The organism is Bacillus sp. RC242 (assembly GCF_044908245.1).
Classification (GTDB): Bacteria; Bacillota; Bacilli; order Bacillales; family Bacillaceae_G; genus Bacillus_A; species Bacillus_A mycoides.
The window spans coordinates 294,136-313,820 of sequence record NZ_JBIYCZ010000006.1; the positions used below are offsets into that span (position 1 = coordinate 294,136).

21 protein-coding genes and 1 riboswitch are annotated in these 19,685 nt (G+C 35.8%); of the genes, 13 read left to right on the forward strand and 8 right to left on the reverse strand.

What is annotated here, in order from left to right:
- Window positions 1-16: 16 nt before the first annotated feature.
- The 7 genes from ABH957_RS14485 to phaQ all read right to left on the reverse strand — a co-directional run bounded on the left by ABH957_RS14485 (window position 17) and on the right by phaQ (window position 5,488).
- Window positions 17-868: a formate/nitrite transporter family protein gene (locus ABH957_RS14485; protein ID WP_404457276.1), complete on the reverse strand. Its 852-nt coding sequence runs from the start codon at window positions 866-868 to the stop codon at window positions 17-19.
- Between the two features lie 209 nt (window positions 869-1,077).
- On the reverse strand, window positions 1,078-1,872 hold the full coding sequence (locus ABH957_RS14490) for a TerC family protein (RefSeq protein ID WP_404511490.1): 795 nt from the start codon (window positions 1,870-1,872) through the stop codon (window positions 1,078-1,080).
- A 77-nt stretch (window positions 1,873-1,949) separates the two neighbouring features.
- Window positions 1,950-2,124, reverse strand: a riboswitch (yybP-ykoY riboswitch).
- 38 nt (window positions 2,125-2,162) lie between these two features.
- Window positions 2,163-3,482 carry a TrkH family potassium uptake protein gene (locus ABH957_RS14495; RefSeq protein ID WP_113936969.1) on the reverse strand — a complete coding sequence of 440 codons (1,320 nt, stop codon included), beginning with the start codon at window positions 3,480-3,482 and terminating at the stop codon, window positions 2,163-2,165.
- 113 nt (window positions 3,483-3,595) lie between these two features.
- Complete coding sequence (locus ABH957_RS14500) at window positions 3,596-3,781, reverse strand: alpha/beta-type small acid-soluble spore protein (RefSeq protein WP_000241212.1); 186 nt, start codon at window positions 3,779-3,781, stop codon at window positions 3,596-3,598.
- A gap of 142 nt (window positions 3,782-3,923) precedes the next feature.
- On the reverse strand, window positions 3,924-4,367 hold the full coding sequence (locus ABH957_RS14505; RefSeq protein ID WP_001067911.1) for a MaoC family dehydratase: 444 nt from the start codon (window positions 4,365-4,367) through the stop codon (window positions 3,924-3,926).
- A 101-nt stretch (window positions 4,368-4,468) separates the two neighbouring features.
- Window positions 4,469-4,993, reverse strand: a complete 525-nt coding sequence (gene phaP, locus ABH957_RS14510; protein WP_002011575.1) for a polyhydroxyalkanoic acid inclusion protein PhaP — start codon at window positions 4,991-4,993, stop codon at window positions 4,469-4,471.
- 42 nt (window positions 4,994-5,035) lie between these two features.
- Window positions 5,036-5,488 (reverse strand): poly-beta-hydroxybutyrate-responsive repressor, encoded by a 453-nt coding sequence (gene phaQ / locus ABH957_RS14515; RefSeq protein WP_000903018.1) that lies wholly within the window; start codon window positions 5,486-5,488, stop codon window positions 5,036-5,038.
- A gap of 198 nt (window positions 5,489-5,686) precedes the next feature.
- On the opposite strand from phaQ, the gene phaR reads away from it, so the two are divergent.
- The 5 genes from phaR (at window position 5,687) to ABH957_RS14540 (ending at window position 10,900) form a co-directional block, all read left to right on the forward strand.
- The gene (gene phaR, locus ABH957_RS14520) at window positions 5,687-6,172 is read left to right on the forward strand and encodes a polyhydroxyalkanoic acid synthase subunit PhaR (protein ID WP_113936970.1); all 486 of its coding nucleotides are present in this window, start codon (window positions 5,687-5,689) and stop codon (window positions 6,170-6,172) included.
- 152 nt (window positions 6,173-6,324) lie between these two features.
- Window positions 6,325-7,068, forward strand: a complete 744-nt coding sequence (locus tag ABH957_RS14525; protein ID WP_000250406.1) for an acetoacetyl-CoA reductase — start codon at window positions 6,325-6,327, stop codon at window positions 7,066-7,068.
- A gap of 83 nt (window positions 7,069-7,151) precedes the next feature.
- A complete protein-coding gene (gene phaC / locus ABH957_RS14530; protein ID WP_002011573.1) occupies window positions 7,152-8,237 on the forward strand; it encodes a class III poly(R)-hydroxyalkanoic acid synthase subunit PhaC in 1,086 nt (361 codons plus the stop codon).
- 94 nt (window positions 8,238-8,331) lie between these two features.
- Complete coding sequence (locus ABH957_RS14535; protein WP_002011571.1) at window positions 8,332-9,525, forward strand: NAD(P)/FAD-dependent oxidoreductase; 1,194 nt, start codon at window positions 8,332-8,334, stop codon at window positions 9,523-9,525.
- A gap of 25 nt (window positions 9,526-9,550) precedes the next feature.
- Window positions 9,551-10,900, forward strand: a complete 1,350-nt coding sequence (locus tag ABH957_RS14540) for a TrkH family potassium uptake protein (RefSeq protein ID WP_002011570.1) — start codon at window positions 9,551-9,553, stop codon at window positions 10,898-10,900.
- 39 nt (window positions 10,901-10,939) lie between these two features.
- On the opposite strand, the gene ABH957_RS14545 is transcribed toward ABH957_RS14540, so the two are convergent.
- Window positions 10,940-11,323, reverse strand: coding sequence for a DUF3905 domain-containing protein (locus ABH957_RS14545; RefSeq protein WP_002011568.1), 384 nt, complete (start codon window positions 11,321-11,323; stop codon window positions 10,940-10,942).
- 97 nt (window positions 11,324-11,420) lie between these two features.
- Between ABH957_RS14545 and ABH957_RS14550 the strand changes: the two genes are divergently transcribed.
- From ABH957_RS14550 to ABH957_RS14585, 8 genes are all read left to right on the forward strand, one after another.
- Window positions 11,421-11,576 carry a hypothetical protein gene (locus ABH957_RS14550; protein WP_002011566.1) on the forward strand — a complete coding sequence of 52 codons (156 nt, stop codon included), beginning with the start codon at window positions 11,421-11,423 and terminating at the stop codon, window positions 11,574-11,576.
- Between the two features lie 228 nt (window positions 11,577-11,804).
- Window positions 11,805-12,881 carry a putative 2-aminoethylphosphonate ABC transporter substrate-binding protein gene (locus ABH957_RS14555; RefSeq protein WP_113936972.1) on the forward strand — a complete coding sequence of 359 codons (1,077 nt, stop codon included), beginning with the start codon at window positions 11,805-11,807 and terminating at the stop codon, window positions 12,879-12,881.
- Window positions 12,882-12,900: 19 nt separating this feature from the next.
- Window positions 12,901-13,902: a putative 2-aminoethylphosphonate ABC transporter ATP-binding protein gene (locus tag ABH957_RS14560; RefSeq protein WP_002086828.1), complete on the forward strand. Its 1,002-nt coding sequence runs from the start codon at window positions 12,901-12,903 to the stop codon at window positions 13,900-13,902.
- Window positions 13,903-15,660 carry a putative 2-aminoethylphosphonate ABC transporter permease subunit gene (locus ABH957_RS14565; protein ID WP_404457283.1) on the forward strand — a complete coding sequence of 586 codons (1,758 nt, stop codon included), beginning with the start codon at window positions 13,903-13,905 and terminating at the stop codon, window positions 15,658-15,660.
- A 21-nt stretch (window positions 15,661-15,681) separates the two neighbouring features.
- Window positions 15,682-16,476: a phosphonoacetaldehyde hydrolase gene (gene phnX, locus ABH957_RS14570; RefSeq protein ID WP_113936974.1), complete on the forward strand. Its 795-nt coding sequence runs from the start codon at window positions 15,682-15,684 to the stop codon at window positions 16,474-16,476.
- A gap of 16 nt (window positions 16,477-16,492) precedes the next feature.
- Window positions 16,493-17,590: a 2-aminoethylphosphonate--pyruvate transaminase gene (gene phnW, locus ABH957_RS14575; RefSeq protein WP_404511492.1), complete on the forward strand. Its 1,098-nt coding sequence runs from the start codon at window positions 16,493-16,495 to the stop codon at window positions 17,588-17,590.
- A complete protein-coding gene (locus tag ABH957_RS14580; protein WP_113936975.1) occupies window positions 17,587-18,771 on the forward strand; it encodes a saccharopine dehydrogenase family protein in 1,185 nt (394 codons plus the stop codon). Before phnW ends, ABH957_RS14580 begins: the two co-directional genes overlap by 4 nt.
- 40 nt (window positions 18,772-18,811) lie before the next feature.
- Window positions 18,812-19,594, forward strand: a complete 783-nt coding sequence (locus tag ABH957_RS14585) for a DeoR/GlpR family DNA-binding transcription regulator (RefSeq protein ID WP_113936976.1) — start codon at window positions 18,812-18,814, stop codon at window positions 19,592-19,594.
- The last annotated feature ends 91 nt before the right edge of the window (window positions 19,595-19,685 follow it).

The window sequence follows — 19,685 nt, forward strand, 5'->3', positions numbered from 1 at the left end:
TGAAACTTTGGAGTTTTTAATGTTTCATATGTGCTTGTAAAGGAATAATTTCCTCTGTTTGAGCTCCAACTAATTGAGTTTTCTCTTGTTCAACAACAGGTGCTTTCTTTGTTAAGTAATGATATACCATACCGACAAATACGGATCCGCCAATAATGTTACCGATTGTAACTGGAATTAAGTTATGAATAGCGCCCGCAAAAGAAATTGTCTCAGGATGTGGTGATACTAAAGATAAAGCAAACAGTGATAAGTTAGCAATGCTATGCTCATAACCAGATAAAAAGAAAGTGAAAACGAGCATCATCATCATTAATATTTTGGCTGTGTCACCTTTCACTTGAGAAGGTAAGAAGCAGGCAAGACATACGAGCCAGTTACATAAAATCGCTTTAAAGAATAATTGCATTGTAGGTGTATTCATCTTTCCTTCAACAACTTTATTCATTAAATGACTGTAATCAATTGCTTCGAAAATTCCAGTTGCGTAAAATAGTAAGGCAAAGAATAAAGCGCCAGCTAAGTTACCTGCATAACAAGCAACCCAGTTGCGAAGTGTATCAGAAATCGTTGTTTCTTTTCTTAAAGTTGCCACTGTGAAGTACATCGTATTGCCAGTAAATAATTCAGCGCCGCCATATATAATAAGTACGAGAGCAATTCCGAAAAACATGGAGGAAGCTAAATATGTTGCTGGTGAATCTGCAATATGAAAAAAGTTACCTAATTTAAAACATAGTACAATAATAAAACCGATATAAATGCCCGCAAGTGCAGCACGAATGAAATATTGCATTGGATTTATATCTAGCATTTGTTTTTTGCTCTTAGCCAGTTTTACAACGTAATCTAATCCTTGTTCTAGCATGAGTAATACGCTCCTTTAATACATCGTCTATAAATACTTCTTATATGAATAAGGTACATGGATTTGTTCATAGTTTCAATAAGTTTGTGCAATGTTTCACAAAAAGGACATACATCCAGAAGGGAAACGCTTACAAAAGGTAGTATAATGGAATTTTTTCTAAAAATAGAGAGGGGGATTGAAACGAGAAAAAAGAAAAAGCGCTGTAATTACAGCGCTTTTTCGTCTGAATTCTTTTCTACTTTTACTTCTACTTCTTTCGAGAAGAACCAACCGCCAACTGCGATTCCAACTAATACAATCCAGAAAGTAAGTTTCCACGGAGTAGATGTTGGGAATGAATGCGGAATTACATTTAATGCAGGGTGTGCTAATGTATAAACTGCTAATTTCACACCAACCCAACCTACAATTAAGAATGCTGCAGTTTCAAGTCCTGGTTTACGTTTTAAAATTTGTACGAAAGCAGTTGCTGCAAATCGCATAATGATTAATCCGATAAGTCCACCTACAAAGATAACAATGAATTGTCCAGTATCAAGACTACCGATTGTACCTAATCCTGTTTTCGGTAAAGTCATTGCTAATGCAACAGCAGCTAAAATTGAATCAACTGCGAAGGCGATATCAGCAACCTCGACTTTAAATACAGTCCACCAAAAGTTCTCTTGTTTTTTCTTTGCTTCTTTTTCTTCTGTTTCTTCATCTGAATTCTTTTTAACATACGTTTTAAATAAGTGATTACCAGCGATAAACATAAGGTAAATTGCACCGATTGCTTGCACTTGCCATACATCGACTAGGAACGAAATCATAAATAGTGATCCGAATCGGAAAACGAACGCTCCTGCTAATCCATAAAATAGTGCTTTCTTTCGTTTTTCTTCTGGTAAATGTTTTACCATAATTGCGAGAACGAGAGCGTTATCGGCCGCTAAAATCCCCTCTAGTGCAATTAGGATGAGTAATACCCAACCATACTCCAATAATAATGATACATCCATGTAAATTCTCCTCTCATTTCTATAAAGTCTAAACAAGTGAAGAAGTTCCCCACTGTTTAGTTTCCCCATACTCCTGCGCATCAACGGTGGAGGAAATTTGAAAACAAAAAAGACCTCTGCCGTTGATAGGCAAAGGTCTTGCTAGACATATGTAATGAAAATGCCAACAAAGCCGGAAGAACTAAGTTCTACGTAATGACGACTTTGTTTCCAAGAAATAGTTCTTGGACGCTACTCCCCTTTGGAGATATGCTATTGTACTCTCATTATATGGATAATTTATACGGTTGTCAACCTGTTAAAATATCTTCGTTTGGATATTTTATTTTTCTTTGTTTTTTACGTGCAAATGAAAAGGCTAATGTTAAAGGCCCCATCTTTCCAAAAAACATCATAAAGATAATAATTGTTTTGCCGATGATTGTTAAGTGTGGTGTCAAATTCATGCTAAGGCCGACAGTTCCAAATGCTGAAAATACTTCAAAAGCACTCATTAATAAAGGAACCTTCTCAGTGATGCTTAAAATTAAAATGGAAAGAAAAATAAACGAAATTGAAATAATAGTAATCGTTAATGATTTGACAATGAGCGTATCTTTAATGGATTTTTTAAACACGACAATATCATCTTGTTCTTGCAAAAATTTAAATACGCCGAAAAACATAATTAAAAAAGTTGTTAATTTAATCCCACCACCAGTAGAAGCACTGCCAGCACCAATAAACATAAGAAGCATCATTAATAAAAGTGATGGTTTAGATAGAGCGGCAATATCCACTGTATTAAACCCAGCTGTACGAGTCGAGATTGCTTGAAAATAAGCAGCCATACCTTCTTCAAATGGTGTAAATCCTCTCATAGAAAGAGAATTATGGAACTCGAATATAAAAATAAAAGCTGTAGCAATAATATTGATGATTAGAGTAGAAGAGAGCATAAGCTTTGAGTGTAAAGTAAGGTTTTTAAAGTTTTTCTTTCTTTTTATATCTACGATAACCGTAAAACCAATCCCACCTAAAATAATGAGGGAAGAAATAACGAGATTGACGAGAATGCTATGGGAGTGCGGCATTAAATTATCGCTCCACACAGAAAACCCAGCATTGTTAAAGGCTGAGATAGAATGAAAAAAGCTATAATATATACCTTTGGCAACCCCGTATTTTGGTACCCATTCAAAAGAGAGAAGTAAAGTAGCGATACATTCTACAGTAAAAGAAAATAAAAATAACGCTTTTGCAAGACGAATGATTCCGCCGACATTTGTTTGGTTTAATGCTTGTTGTAATAAAATCCGGTTTTGAAGGCCGATTTTTCTGCCGAGCATAATTGCAATTAAAACAGCAAAGCTCATAATGCCAAGCCCGCCAACTTGTATAAGTGTTAAAATGACACATTGGCCAAATAAGGTAAATACTTTACCAGTGTCCACAACACCAAGCCCTGTAACCGTACAAGCAGAAACCGTTGTAAATAAAGCATCGAGCCATGAAATAGACGTTGTTGTAGCAATTGGCAATTTCAATAGGCATGTACCGATAATTGATAGCATAATAAAAGATACAGTAAGAACACGGGGAGGACTCATGCTAATGTTAATCCGTTTCATTTCACATATCGTTCCTTTCGATTTGCTCTTACTAGTATGTGAAGAAGCACTATTATGTATGTTAAAAAAGAAAGAGGCAGAGAATATCTGCCTCTAAGCCATAGGTTATATAGTTATCCGCGTAATTGTTGTTGAGCTAAAGCAACAAGACGTTTCGTTACTTCACCGCCAACTGATCCGTTAGAACGAGATGCTGTATTAGATCCTAAGCTTACACCGAATTCTTGTGCGATTTCATATTTGAATTGTTCAAGTGCTTGCTCTGCACCCGGAACTAGTAATTTGTTTGTTTTCACCATGTTGATACACATCCTTAAAGAGTAATCCAGTTTAGCTAAGTGCTATCTGGTAATGTTATTTTATGTGTAAACGACGTACTCATACACGGAAGTAAACGGTGTGATTAGAAGTTCTTGGATAGAAAAAAGAGTAGCAAATTTGCTACTCTTTTTTCAGTATTGTCGCTGTACCTTCTACGACAATATCATCAGATTGATTATATATGTTTGTTTGCAATGTGATAATTTTTTTATCGTCCCGTTTTTTAATAACTTCTGCCACAACGCGAAGTGTATCACCGATTTTGACAGGAGCACGGAATGAAACGTTTTGTGATAAATAAATCGTATTTTTGCCAGGAAGTTTCGTTCCAAGAATGGTAGAAATAAAACTTGAAACGAGCATGCCATGGGCAATACGTTCTTTGAACATTGTCGTTTTTGCAAAAGAGTCTAGAATGTGAATAGGATTTACATCTCCAGTCAATTTTGCAAAATTGATAACGTCCTCATCCGTAATTTTTTTTGTAAGTGATGCTTGATCACCGACTTGAATCTCATCGTAACGAAGCTCCGGAACAGTTTGTGCTTCTTGAAATGGATTCATTTTGTCCTCCTTCTTTTCCATATCGAAAAATGTAAGCCATCTTGATGTAGTAGGAGGAAGAAAGAGTTTTGTTTGTGCTGCAGTTAGTTGCCACATTTTTCTTACTTGATGGAAGTAAATAGATTTTTTGAGTTTTCCTCGAACTGCTTTGCGAGTTCTAGTTGTTTGGACTTGAACTCTCCCAAAAAAACTTCTAACTGTTTTTGAACCTCTTCACGTTGCGACTGTTGTTGTTCGATAAAGTGTTTTGTTGTTTCTTCAAATTGGCCGCTAGTTTGAGTAAGAATAGACAAAGATGTTTTCGTAGGCGAAACAGTAAGTTGGTGCATTTGATTAGAAAGCTCATTCCACTTTTCTTGCCACTCGTTAATTTGATCATTTAAGGAGTTTCCAGTTAATTGCTTCACATAGTCTGTATATTGGTTATTGAACTGAGCAGTGAATTGGTGTAGTTCTTTTTCTAGTTCATCTACTCCTGATGTTAATTTATGCAAAGCGTCTTGTTGTTGTTTTAACGTTTCTAAAGTAAGTTGCTCTAATTGTTTCCCAGCTGAAGAGAAGAGGGAAAGAGATTGAGACCAGTTTTTCCAAAATGCATCGACTAATTCGTATGGCTTAGTTTCCATTGTTTGACCTCCAAATGTTTTTTTGCATATTGTGAACGCAGATTACTCTGCTGTACCACCAGGTGAAGATGAAGAATCCTTTTCATCCTTTTCTGGAGAAGTAGAAAATGGAAAGAATGCATTGGTGTATAACGTGAAAAACGTCCGCAACATATTTTGATAATGTTCAAAAGAAGTCGCACATGTTGTTAAATATTGCTCTCCATATTCTGTTAAAGAATAAATTCGTTTCGCTGGCCCGCCTTCGCTTGTATCCCAAGTAGAAGAAATAAGATTTTCTTTTTCTAATTTGCGTAGTGTCCTATACACATTACCTTGGTCAACAGAAGAAAAGCCGATGTCCATTAGCATTTGAATAAGTTTGTAACCATGAAGACTCCAGTCTTTTAGACAGAGAAGTAAGAAAGGAACTAAGAAGTTTTTTGGCATGGAGTTTGGTTGTTTCGCTTGGTTTTTTTCCAAACTTTCTGGGTGTTCTGGTTCATTATGTAGCATGATTGTGCATCACCTCATGAATCAGTTAGATGGAATTTTTTGCTTATAAGTGCAATTTACACCTATCTGTTTTTAATGTCAATACATTTGTTAGAAAATAAAGAAAAATAAAATATATACTTGAAGTTTTATTCGGAATATTAGAAAATAGTGAATAGGTTGAATTGTTTCAAAAACGAAAAAGGGAGTGTAGTCGAAGTGATTGATCAAAAATTCGATCCATTGCAAGCATGGAAAAATGCTTATGAACAAACCGAAACATTTTGGGGAAAAGCGCTCAATGAAACAATTAAAACAGAAGAATATTCTGCTTGGATGGGCAGCGTTCTAGATTTGAATTTGTTTTATCAAAAAGCATTAAATGATACGACAAAAAATTATTTAGAACAGGTGAATGTGCCGACGAGAGAGGATATCGCTAGAGTAGCTACGCTTGTTATTAACTTAGAAAATAAAGTTGATAATATCGAGGAAATTCTAGAAGAGAAAGTGGATTCATTAGGACAAGCCCCTACATTAAAGCGTGATGTTACGAAAGTAAAACAAGATATGCGCACGTTAGAAACGAAAGTTGATCAAATTTTAGAATTGCTAGAAAAGCAAAATGCAGTACTAGCTAAACTACAAGTACCTGTAAAAGAAGAAGTAAAGCCTGTAGTAAATAAGCCAGAAAATAAAAAATGATAATCGCGTTTGTTTATAACGTGTAAAAGAGAGAGGGAGAATCTCTTTTCATGTATAAACAACGAAACATAATTAATATATGGACTCAATTAGTATGAGTACCAAAATGATTCATAACAATCGTTCACAAATTCATTTAAGGGGGAAAAGAAATGGTTCAATTAAATGGCAAAGTAGCAATCGTAACAGGTGGGGCAAAAGGAATTGGAAAAGCAATTACAGTAGCATTAGCAGAAGAGGGAGCAAAAGTAGTTATTAACTATAACAGCAGTAAAGAAGCAGCTGAAAACTTAGTAAATGAATTAGGAAAAGAAGGACATGACGTTTATGCAGTTCAAGCGGATGTTTCTAAAGTAGAAGATGCAAACAGACTTGTAGAAGAAGCTGTGAATCATTTTGGTAAAGTTGATATTCTTGTTAATAATGCTGGTATTACAAGAGATCGTACATTCAAAAAATTAAATCGTGAAGATTGGGAGCGCGTAATTGACGTGAACTTAAGCAGTGTATTTAATACGACAAGTGCGGTACTTCCATACATATCGGAAGCAGAAGAAGGAAGAATCATTAGTATTTCTTCTATTATTGGTCAAGCTGGTGGATTTGGACAAACAAACTACTCAGCAGCAAAAGCAGGTATGCTAGGATTTACAAAATCATTAGCGTTAGAACTTGCAAGAACAAATGTAACTGTAAACGCAATTTGCCCAGGATTTATTGATACTGAAATGGTAGCAGAAGTACCAGAAGAAGTGCGTCAAAAAATCGTTGCGAAAATCCCGAAAAAACGTTTTGGTCAAGCTGATGAAATTGCAAAAGGTGTAGTATATCTATGCCGTGACGGTGCGTATATCACAGGTCAGCAATTAAACATTAACGGCGGATTATACATGTAATGAAGTAAGAAAAAAGTGCATATCCATAGCAGGAATGCACTTCTTTTTTTAGAAAGAAATTGACCAAAAAGGAGATAGAAAAAATGACTACATTCGTAACAGAATGGGAAAAGCAATTGGAGTTGTACCCAGAAGAATATCGTAAAGCATATCGCCGTGTGAAAAGAGCGAGCGAAGTTTTATTACGCGAACCAGAACCACAAGTTGGTTTAACACCGAAAGAGGTTATTTGGACGAAGAATAAAACGAAGCTTTATCGTTACATTCCAAAACAAGAAAAAACACAGAGAGTTCCAATCTTATTAATATACGCTCTTATTAATAAACCGTATATTATGGATTTAACTCCAGGTAATAGTTTAGTGGAATATTTAGTAGATCGTGGTTTTGATGTGTATATGCTTGATTGGGGCACATTTGGTTTAGAAGATAGTCATTTGAAATTTGATGATTTCGTGTTCGATTATATTGCAAAAGCAGTGAAAAAAGTAATGAGAACTGCAAAATCGGACGAGATTTCTTTACTTGGTTATTGCATGGGTGGAACGTTAACATCTATTTATGCAGCGCTTCATCCGGACATGCCAATTCGAAACTTGATTTTTATGACAAGTCCTTTTGATTTCTCTGAAACAGGGTTATACGGTCCTTTATTAGATGAGAAATATTTCAATTTAGATAAAGCAGTTGATACATTTGGAAATATTCCACCAGAAATGATTGATTTCGGAAATAAGATGTTAAAACCAATTACAAACTTTGTCGGTCCATATGTTGCTTTAGTCGATCGTTCAGAAAATGAGCGCTTCGTCGAAAGTTGGAAATTAGTTCAAAAGTGGGTAGGCGATGGTATTCCGTTCCCAGGTGAATCGTATAGACAATGGATTCGTGATTTTTATCAAAATAATAAATTAGTGAAGGGTGAACTCGTTATTCGCGGACAAAAGGTAGACCTTGCAAATATTAAGGCGAATGTCTTAAATATTTCTGCGAAGCGTGATCATATCGCTCTGCCATGTCAAGTAGAAGCTTTACTTGATCATATTTCTAGCACAGATAAAGAGTATGTATGTTTACCGACAGGACATATGTCTATTGTGTATGGTGGAACGGCTGTAAAGCAAACATATCCGACGGTTGGAAATTGGCTTGAAGAGCGTTCTAATTAAAGAGAAAAAATCCAACTAGCGTATGTTAGTTGGATTTTTTTATGGAAAATGACGAAACATAGAAAGGAGAAAATTATATGGTAGGAGTATAATTATGAAGCTTATGACTGGTAAGTTGTTTTGGAATTCTGGAGTTTCTGTACCTTGTTATCCAACGTTAGAAAATGATATGATATGTGATGTGCTCGTAATTGGAAGTGGAGAAGCGGGTGCTCATATAGCGTATTCGTTAGCTAAAATTGGAATGCGTGTTATGCTCATTGAAAAAAGAGCAATTGCATGTGGTAGCACAGCTGCAAATACAGGATTATTACAATTTGTTCATGATAAATCGTTAACCTCTCTTATTCATACATTTGGTGAAGAGAAAGGGGTACGAGCATATAGACTTTGTTATGAAGCGCTGCAAACAATGGAGAAGGTTGTGCCAACTCTCGATATTGATCCCCATTTTATTCCGCGAAATAGTTTGTATTATGCAAGTAGAGATGAGGATGTTTCATTTTTACAAGAAGAATATAATACGTTACGCCATTATGGATTTCCGGTTGAATATTTTACAGAGTCTGATATTAAGAAACGTTATTCATTTGCAAAACAAGCAGCGTTATATACAAGCGGTGATGCAGAAGTGAATCCGTATTTATTAGCGCATAGTCTTTTGCATAAAGCGAAACAAATGGGCGCTACTATATACGAACATACAGAGGCATTACATATTAAACAAATCCAAAATGATTTAATTTGTTACACGAATACAGGAAATAAAATAGTAGCAAAGAATATTATTATGGCGACAGGTTATGAAGCAATTTTTGGAAAGAAAGAAAAAAATACAACAGTAGAAACGTCTTATGCCGTTGTGACAAATAAGATAGATTATTTTGAAGGCTGGCATGAGCAATCGTTAATTTGGGAAACAGCACGTCCGTATTTGTATAGTCGAACGTATCAAAACCGCATTGTTATAGGCGGATTAGATGAGGCGCTGAAAATTCAAAAAATCGGCGATACGAAATTATTGCATAAGCGTGATCTTCTTATTAACATTGTAAAAGAAATGTTCCCGCAGTATAAAAATATACGGGCAGAGTACTATTGGGCAGCAGCATTTGGTGGCAGTCATGACGGTCTTCCTATTTTAAAAGAAGATAAAAAAATACATAATTTATATTACGCACTGCCGTATGGGGGAAATGGAACTGTATACGGAATGGTATTTGCGAAACTATTTCAGCAGTTATTTACAAATGAAGAAAGTGATGATTTTTCTTTATTTAATCGATAGAAAAAAAAGGTAGCGAAGTGATGGAATGAGAGATATAAAAAAGTTTTTACAAAAGTTACGTCCCGTACAACTTATCGTTGTATTTTATTTACTAGCAGTAGTCGTATCGGTAATTTTGCTTAGTTTACCATTTGTTACGAAGCCTGAAGTGAAATGGACATTTATCGATGCACTATTTACATCTGTTAGTGCGGTAAGTGTTACGGGACTGTCTGTTGTTACGATTTCAGATACGTTTACAACGGCAGGAATTATTGTTTTAGCCCTTATTTTACAATTAGGCGGATTAGGAATTATGGCGCTTGGTACATTCGTCTGGATTATAACGGGGAAAAAGATTGGTTTGCAAAGAAGAAGATTAATTATGGCAGACCATAACCAAGGGAATTTATCGGGCCTTGTAGAATTGATGCGTTCTATTTTAATTGTAATTATTTCGATAGAACTCATTGGAGCAATACTGTTAGGTACAAGATTCTTACTATATTTCCCGACTTGGCAAGAAGCTTATTTTCACGGTTTCTTTGCCGCTGTGAGCGCAACAACGAACGGAGGATTTGATTTAACAGGACAATCACTTATTCCGTACAAAAAAGATTATATTGTTCAAATGATTCATATGTTGCTTATTATTTTAGGAGCTATCGGTTTCCCAGTGTTAATGGAAGTAAAACAATTCCTTAGTAAAAGGCGACAACAACTATTTCGCTTTTCGTTATTTACAAAATTGACGACAACGACATTTTTTGTACTCGTTATTGTTGGAACAATTATGATTTTTCTATTAGAACGAAATCATTTTTTAGTAGGAAAGTCATGGCATGAAACTGTATTTTATACATTATTCCAATCTGTGACGACGCGAAGTGGAGGACTCGCTACAATGGACATACGTGAATTATCACAACCAACGCTTTTATTTATGAGTATATTAATGTTCATTGGGGCATCTCCAAGTTCAGTTGGGGGCGGAATACGTACAACAACATTTGCAGTTAGTATATTATCGTTATATACATTTGCAAGAGGCGGGAGAACAGTCCGAGTTTTCAAACGCCAGCTACATGAAGAGGACGTGTTGAAAGCATCTGTCGTTATGACGATGGGGATTTTATTATGTGCCTCAGCGCTATTCATTTTATCTATTACGGAAAATGTACCGCTTATGAGCTTAATCGTTGAAGTTTGTTCTGCTTTCGGAACGACGGGACTATCAACAGGTGTTACTCCTGATTTAACAACTGTTGGTAAACTTGTACTTATTGTACTTATGTTTATCGGACGCGTCGGTATTTTGACATTTATTTTAGCTAGTGGTGGAAGAGAGCAACCAGCTCGCTATAAGTACCCGAAAGAGCGAATTATTATTGGATAGTATGAAACCATTCTACCTGAGTTAGGTAGAATGGTTTTTTTAGTCGTTAATTCCGAATTGGGGATGCATAAAAGCATCATTTTTATTATCAACTTCGTTTTTAAGTAATTCTTGATTTTCTTCTGCAATCCATCCGATATCATTTGTAGGATGGATCCATTCTTCCCCAGCCATAATGGCAGGATCTACCTCATCACTCCAATTATTAAGAGGACTGTTAGTGGAATCGTATTTACTGTCTCCAATTACAACATCATATTGATTTATAAAAGGTTGTTGCATCTTTTTGCCTGTGCCTTTAAAAGAAGGAAAGTTCATTTGATGAGGGAGCGTCTCGTCTAAAATTGGCGATTGTATCGTTTCTTTTTCTTTCAAAGTAATCGCTCCTTTTTGTAATGGCTTGTTCGTATGTAGTATTTCCATCTATAAGCTCTTATGTACTTGTTAACACTTCCCAGTAATAATTACTGTAAGTTGTTTCAAACTAGAATAGAAAGTTATTTGGTGAGAGCAGGTGAATATGTTGGTAAAAAGAAAAGTAAAACAAAATGCAGCAATTAATAATAATAAAACTCCGAAAGAAAGCTTACCAGATGCAGAATTTGCATTAGAGTATGAAGGAGAAAATAGTGCGAAGTATGCAAATCGTAATTCAAAAAAAGGTAAACAAAAATGAGGCGTTTTTTACAAACGCCTCATTTTTTTGTGGGATTATAAAGGTTTTTTTAATTATTTGTAAATTTCACGTTTGATATTAGCAGAAAAATGCGAAAAAACATAGAAGTAGCAACGTATTACACAAAAACAAACAACAAACAAAAGATTAATGTTGGTTTAATACTGCTTTTACACTAGTTGTTTATATTAGAGTTGTACATAAGATTTGTAAAAGGAGAGAGAGACAGTGAAAAAAACAATCTTTAAAGCTGTAGCAACTGGAATGGTATTTTCGTTATTAATGGGGTGTGGTGCAAAGAAAGAAGAAAGTGCTGGAGCAAAAGTAAAAGATGATAAATTATCTGGATCATTAACTGTCTACACAGCGATTGAAGAAGAGCTTGTACCAATTTATCTTGATTCTTTTAAACAGAAGTACCCAGACGTGAAGTTGAACATTGTTCGTGATTCAACAGGAGTTATTACAGCGAAATTGCTAGCTGAAGGAAAAAATACACAAGCAGATGTTGTATGGGGAACTGCAGCGTCTAGTCTATTAGCTTTAGAGAAAAAAGATATGTTAAAAGGATACTCTCCAAAAGGAGCAGATCGTGTCCTTCCGCAATTTAAAGACGATAAGAAACCAGAAAAATGGGTAGGAAATACTGCATTTATGACGGGGATTGCTGTAAATAAAGAAGAATTGAAGAAGAAAAATTTACCGATGCCAGAATCATATGAAGATTTAACGAAACCAGAATATAAAGGAACGCTAGTTATGCCGCATCCGGCTTCTTCTGGAACAGGATTTTTAACAGTTTCTGCATGGCTACAAATTATGGGAGAAGATAAGGGCTGGGATTACATGAAGAAACTTCATGATAATATGGCAACTTATACTCATTCAGGTTCAAAACCAGCGAAATTAGCAGGCGCAGGTGAATATCCAGTTGGTGTATCAATGGTTTATAGTGCTTTGAAAGAGAAACAAAAAGGTGCACCAGTTGAAGTTGTACTGCCGAAAGAAGGATTAGGCTGGGAAGTAGAAGCGAACGCACTTATTAAAAAAGATAATGCTAAAAATGATAAATTAGCGCAAGCATTTTTAGATTGGGCAATTACAGATGATGTAATGAAGTTATACTTCGAGAAAAATGGATTTGCGACAATTAAAAATGATTATAAACTTCCAGATGGATTCCCTAAAGATGTGACAGAAAAGTTATATAAAAAGAATGACTTTAAATGGGCAGCAGAAAATCGTGACAAAATTTTAGAAAAATGGGAAAAAGAGTTTGGCCAAAAAGCAGAACCGAAAAAGTAAGTGAGTGGGAGAGAGAAAAATGAGCGAATATTTATCAATTCAACACATTCAAAAACAGTTTGATGCATTTACAGCGTTAAAGGATATTTCTTTTACTGTGAAAAAAAATGAGTTTGTTTGTTTATTAGGCCCAAGTGGTTGTGGGAAAACGACATTGCTCCGAATTTTAGCGGGGCTAGAAGAGGCAACAACAGGTAGTATTGCTGTGAATGGAAAAGATATTACAGCATTACCACCTGGAAAGAGGAACTTCGGAATGGTTTTTCAATCGTATGCATTATTTCCGAATTTAACTGCACTTGAAAACATTGAATACGGCTTAAAAACAAAAAAATATGGAAAAGCAGAAGTAAAAGAAAAAGCGCTATCGGCGTTAGAACTTGTTGATTTGCTGAATGTAAAAGATAAATATCCTGCTCAAATGTCTGGTGGACAACAGCAGCGAGTAGCACTTGCACGTGCGCTCGCTCTGTCTCCCGATATTTTGTTACTTGATGAGCCATTATCTGCTTTAGATGCAAAAGTGCGTGAAAAGTTGCGCAGAGAAATGCGTGATTTGCAAGAAAAAGTGGGAGTAACAACTATTATGGTAACGCATGATCAAGAAGAGGCATTAACGATGGCTGATAAAATTGTTGTAATGAATCATGCGGAAATTATGCAGATTGGAACACCAGAGGAGATTTATCAAAGACCAGCCAATCCGTTTGTGGCAGATTTTATTGGTTCTATTAATTTCTTTTCGAAAAATAACGAAGAACATGCAATTCGTCCTGAACATGTAACAGTTGTACAAAATAATGGTATTAAAACAGTTGTAGAAAGCATGGAATTTCGCGGTTCTGTATACCGGACGGAAGTGCGGGTCATAGAAGAGAAAACACACCTTTATAATGAGAAAATTGTAGTGGATATATTGGCATCAGAAGTAGAGGAAACTGCTATTAGAAAAGGAAAGCCAATTCAAATCTCTTTCTCAGAAAATCATATGTTGTCATATGGAAAGAAGGTCATTGTATAGATGGAGATGTTAGAAAACTTTAAGGTAGAAAGTACAAAAAAAAAGATTAAGAGACGTATCGGTAAAGAAGAGTGGATACAAAGACTATTAATTATTGGTATGCTTCTTTCATTTTTTATCATGCTTGTATTGCCTTTATTACAACTGTTTACACAAGCCTTTTATGATAAAGATGGAGCTTTTGTTGGTGTTGCGAATTTCAGTAAATATTTCACAACACCAACGCTAGTTCAATCATTACAAAATACGATATGGATTTCGGGCGCTACAACAATTATTTCGGTTACACTCGCTTTCGCTTACGCATATGCGATCACTCGTACAAATGTTTTTGGAAAGCGCGTATTTCAATACATAGCATTATTACCATTATTCGCACCAACGATGATGCACGGTATTGCGCTTACATATTTATTTGGTAATCAAGGGTTAATAACAAAAGGGATGTTTGGTTTATTTGAAGGAATACAAATACCGTTATACGGACCAGTAGGAATTGTAATGGCTGAAGTTATGTATACATTTCCGCAAGCATTCCTTATTTTATTAATTGCTCTCCAAGGTTCTGATTATCGTTTATATGAAGCTTCTAATATGTTGGGTGCAAGTAAAGTGAAACAGTTTCTTACGGTTACTTTACCTAGTGTGAAATACGGATTAATTAGTGCGATGTTCGTTGTATTTACACTTAGTTTCACTGATTTTGGGGCACCTAAAATTGTTGGAGGACAATATAACGTACTTGCTACTGACGTATATAAGCAAGTAATTGGACAGCAAAATATGTCCATGGGCGCAACTGTCGGAATGATTTTATTGATCCCAGCTATTTTCGCATTTGCAGTTGATCGTATTACGCAAAGAAAACAGGCGAATCTTTTATCTTCAAAAGCAGTACCTTACAGAATAATAAATAATAAGAAAAGAGATGTTATTTCATTCGTATATTGTAGCGTAGTCACGTCTATGATCATTCTTTTATTTGTGGCAGTTGGTATTGCTGCAAGTGTGAAAGTATGGCCCTATAATATGAGCTTTACACTTGAGCATTTTAATTTTTCAAGTTTGACAGGAGACGGACTTGAAGCGTTTAAAAATAGTGTAATTGTCTCAGCCGTTACGGCAGTTATCGGTGCGATTTTAACATTTGTGTTCGCTTATGCGATTGAAAAAATAGAACAGCTACATTTTTTCAGAAAAGTAGGCTACTTTTTTTCTATTGTACCGTTAGCGATTCCTGGATTAGTACTTGGATTAGGATATGTCTTTTTCTTCAGTCAACCAACAATTCAAATTCTAGGACTTTCAGTAACAAATCCGTTTCATTCCTTATATGGCACAATTGCTGTTTTAGTATTAGTAAATATCATACATTTTTACTCTGTAACGTTTGTTACCGCAACGACTGCTTTAAAGAAACTGGACCGAGAGTTTGAACTTGTTTCACAGTCGATGAGTGTACCATTCTATAAAACTTTCTTTCGAGTAACAGTACCGATGTGTTTACCAGCTATTTTAGAAATGGTTATGTACTATTTCGTAAATTCAATGGTAACTGTATCGGCAGTAGTGTTCTTATACGCGGCTGATTTTAAACTAGCTGCTGTATCAATTGTAAATATGGATGATGCAGGAAATGTAGCACCAGCAGCTGCAATGAGTGTACTTATTGTTGTTACAAATATTGTAGTGAGGGTTGTATATGAATGGGGAACGAAAGCACTTCGTAACCGAACGTCACAATGGCAAAAAAGATAAGTAAGAAGGGTGATGGATAGAATGAAAATTGAAGCAGTTATTTTTGATTGGGCAGGTACGACAGTTGATTACGGATGTTTTGCACCATTAGAAGTATTCATGAAGATTTTTCATAAACGCGGTGTTGAAATTACAGCAGAAGAAGCTCGTAAACCAATGGGGTTATTGAAGATTGATCATGTTAGGGTATTAACGGAAATGCCCCGTATTTCGAATGAGTGGAAGCGTGTCTTCGGACAATTACCAACAGAAGAAGACATTCATGAGATGTATGAAGAGTTTGAAGAAATTCTCTTTGCTATTTTACCGTACTATGCCACGCCAATTGATGGGGTAAAAGAAGTGGTTTCTTCACTACGTGAAAGAGGTATTAAAATTGGATCAACAACTGGTTATACGAGAGAAATGATGGACATTGTTGCAAAAGAAGCAGAAATACAAGGGTATAAACCTGATTTTCTTGTGACGCCAAATGATGTTCCAGCAGGTCGTCCATATCCGTGGATGTGTTATAAAAATGCGATGGAACTCTGTGTATACCCAATGAATCATATGATAAAAGTTGGAGACACCGTGTCAGATATGAAAGAGGGCCGAAATGCTGGAATGTGGACAGTTGGTGTAATCCTCGGTAGTAGTGAGCTCGGTTTAACGGAAGAGGAAGTTGAGAATATGGATCCGTTAGATCTTCGTGAAAAAATAGAAGTAGTTCGTAATCGTTTCGTTGAAAATGGGGCTCATTTTACAATTGAAACGATGCAGGAGCTCGAAAACGTAATTGAACATATCGAGAAACAAGAACTTATTATTTCATAAAGGGGGGCACACGATCATGAATGAAAATCACTATTTATTATTAACACCAGGACCATTAACGACAACAAAAACTGTAAAAGAAGTTATGTTATACGATTGGTGTACGTGGGATGTTGAATATAACACGATGGTGCAAGATGTAAGAAATAGGCTTGTATCGTTAGCGACAAAGGAGGAAGAAAAGTACACAACAGTTTTAATGCAAGGAAGCGGTACGTTTTCGGTTGAAGCAGTAATTGGTTCTGTTATTCCTAGAAACGGAAAGCTGCTAGTTTGTACAAATGGTGCGTATGGTAAGCGGATTGTACAAATGGCAGAGATGTTACATATAGATGTGGTGGTCAGTCAAACAGAAGAGTGGGAGCCTACTAATATTGCAGAAGTAGAACAGTTATTACAACAAGATAAAGAGATTACGCATATTGTAGTTGTTCATTGTGAAACAACTACAGGTATTATTAATCCAATTGTAGACGTATGTAAATTGGGAAAACAATATGGAAAAGTTACACTGGTTGACGCAATGAGTAGTTTCGGTGGTATTGAAATAGATATCGCTGAGTTGCAAATTGACTTTCTAATTAGTAGTGCGAATAAATGTATTCAAGGTGTTCCCGGATTCGGTTTTGTCATCGCAAATCGTGATGAACTATTGAAATGTAAAGGACAAGCTCGTTCTTTATCATTAGATTTATATGATCAGTGGGAAACGATGGAAGAGCAAAATGGGAAATGGCGCTTTACTTCACCTACACATGTTGTACATGCTTTTTATCAGGCATTGCTTGAATTAGAAGAAGAAGGCGGGGTAAGAGCCCGTTACAATCGATATTATAGCAATCAAAAACTACTAGTGCACAAAATGAAAGAAATAGGCTTTAAGCCATTAGTAGATGAAAAATATCAATCTCCTATTATTACATCTTTCATTTATCTAGAAGCAGGATTTGAATTTTTGCAGCTATATAATGAATTAAAGCGATATGGATTTGTTATTTATCCAGGTAAAATTTCGAAAGTAGATACGTTCCGCATTGGAAATATCGGTGATGTACATGAAGACGATATTAATCGCTTAGTTGATAGTATTGCTAAAGGGGTTGTTATAGGGTGAAAGTATTTTGCTTAGGTGGAGCAGGTAAAATTTGTCGTGAAGCAATTTTAGATTTAGTTCAATTTTCATCTTTTGAGACGATTACGGTAGCCGATTTTAATGAAGAGGAAGGCCGAAAAGTAGTAGAGTGGTTAAATGATCCTCGTGTTGATTTTGTGAAAGTCGATGTGACAAATCATGAGGATACGGTCGCAAAAATGAAGGGCTATAACATTGTAATGGATGGTACGACGATAAAGTTAAATGGATTGTCTACTCGCTGTATCGCAGAGGCCGGTTGTCACGGTGTGAACTTAAATGGATTCGGTGAAGAAAATGAATCCCATTCTAAATTTGTTCAACATGGAACAACATGTTTACCTGGGTTTGGTATGACACCAGGTGTAACGCAAATGATGGCCATGTATGCAGCAAATCAGCTAGATACTGTAGAGTCAGTTCGAGTAAGTCATGGCTCGTATCGTCCAATTGCTTTTTCTGCATCAATTACAGAGACAACGACATATGAATATGATCCACATTTGCCGACGCGTACAGTGTATGAGGAAGGTGAATTCAAGCAAGTACCTCCGTTTGCGCGCCCGAGAGAAATTGAATTACCAGCGCCTTACGGAAAAACAATGCAGTATATAATCCCGCATTCAGAAACGATTACGTTAGCGAAGGCACTGGAAGATAAAGGTGTACAGCTTATTGAAACAAGAGGAACTTGGCCAGAGCAAAATATGCAGCTCGTTCGTGCTTTATATGATTATGGTATATTGCGTAATGATCAAATTGAAATAAAGGGTAAAGAAATTGGTATTATGGATTGTATTTCGAAGTATCTATTAAAATCGAAAGAAGGACAAGAAACAGAGCTTTATGGTTATGCACTTCATGTAGAAGTAGTAGGTATGAAAAATAATCAAAAACAAAGGCATGTGTTATACCATACACATCCGCTATCTGACGGTTCTGTAGTAGGTTGGGAGAAATTAAGGGCCTATACAAGAAATGTTGGTATCCCATTTGGAATCGCTACAGAGTTAATTGCAAAAGGAGTAGTTAATAAAGTCGGTGTTATTACTCCTGAAGAAGCTTTCGAAAATCCACAAATTATTTTTGACGAACTAGAAAAGCGCGGTATTTATATTCATGAAGAGATTTTCACTGAAAAAGAAAATTATAACTTTGTATAAGTAAGACAGTTTATGAGGTAGATATAAATGGGGTGAGGCTATGTCTGTAGTAGGTGAAGAGAGAAAGAGGACAATTCTTGAGAAGGTAGAGTTTAAAGGAAAAGTAAAAGTTTCAGAATTAGCGAGAGAGTTCGCAGTATCAACAGAGACGATTCGTCGGTATTTAGAAGAATTAGATCGTGAAAAAAAATTGAAGAAAGTGTACGGTGGAGCCGTTCAACTTCCGGGAGCTGGGATAGAGGCACCGATGTTAGAACGAGAGATGCTGCATATAGAAGAGAAGAAAAGAATTGGGTATAAAGCAGCAACGTTTGTGGAAGATGGAGATGTTATTGCGATTGATGATGGAAGTACACCACTTCAAATGGTGCCATATCTTGTTCATCGTAAAAATTTAACGATTGTAACAAGTTCATTTCCAGTAGCAACACAATTAATTTCTTCTATTAATAAAAAGATGTTTCACGGTGAAGTTTTATTTATAGGCGGGAAAGTATCTCCAAAACATTCACGTGTGTCGGGGTCTATTTCACAGCAAGTAATTCATCAATTTCATTTTCATAAAGCATTCGTTTCGATTGATGGGTTGTTGCAAGGTTTTGGGGTTTCTAGCTTTGAATTAGAAAAGGCGAAACTGTCAGAAGCGATGATGAAATTAGCTGAGAAAACGTATATTTTATGCGATCATACAAAGGTAGGCGTAAAAGGGAACTACCGAATAGCAGGATTTTCTCGTATTCAACATATTATGTGTGATAAGAAAATGCCCTATAGTTTTGAAGAAGAAGTCAAAAAGCATAATATTCAATGGACAGTTTGCTAAATGAATTGAATACGTTTAGACTCCCACCTAATTTTTAGGTGGGAGTTTTACTAGCAGCAAGTAAAAAAATAAAAGCTTTGTATTTATGCAA